At 29.2% G+C, this 490-nt stretch carries 1 protein-coding gene; it reads right to left on the bottom strand.

All coding sequences use genetic code 11. The features are described 5' to 3' along the window. The coding region (locus AC3DEV_RS16825; protein WP_488372839.1) for a hypothetical protein at positions 1-241 on the bottom strand (241 nt) is incomplete at its 3' end. Positions 242-490 lie beyond the last annotated feature (249 nt).

Genomic DNA, 490 nt, shown 5'->3' with positions numbered 1-490 from the left:
CAGCTATTTCAATTCCTGCGTTCTCAAAGATTAAAATTCTATCTGTATCGGTTGATTTTGGATAACCAAAAGTCATAGTATTTGTTTTGAAAGGTTTAAAGAAACCAGCTCTTATAATACCAACAATCCTATCTTTCAATGAATTGCTCATCAAGTGTATCTCTGGATTAATCAAAAGTCGTTTTATCCAATAGTCGTTAATTTCTCGATAGTCCTCAGTTTTGATTCCAGATTTGGTCATTTCAAACCATTGTTTTTTAAGTGATAGTTGTAGGTTCATTTCTGTATTGGTTTATGTGTTAATACTATTTTTTAAATCTTTTTCATCGCAATACCATTCTTTGTTATTCGACAAGTCTTTTATTAGGTATTTATTTAATCCGTGGTGGTAATGAACTATTCTTACTTTTATTTTACCGTAAAAATAGTCTACTGAAAATGGTAGCATTTCAATTATTGTTTAATTCCTCATTCAATTCTTTAAGTAATC

This window comes from Dietzia sp. IBK-p2-15D (assembly GCF_057773105.1).
Note: the sequence above shows the minus strand (reverse complement) of the source record. Positions and strands in the feature narration are given on the sequence as shown.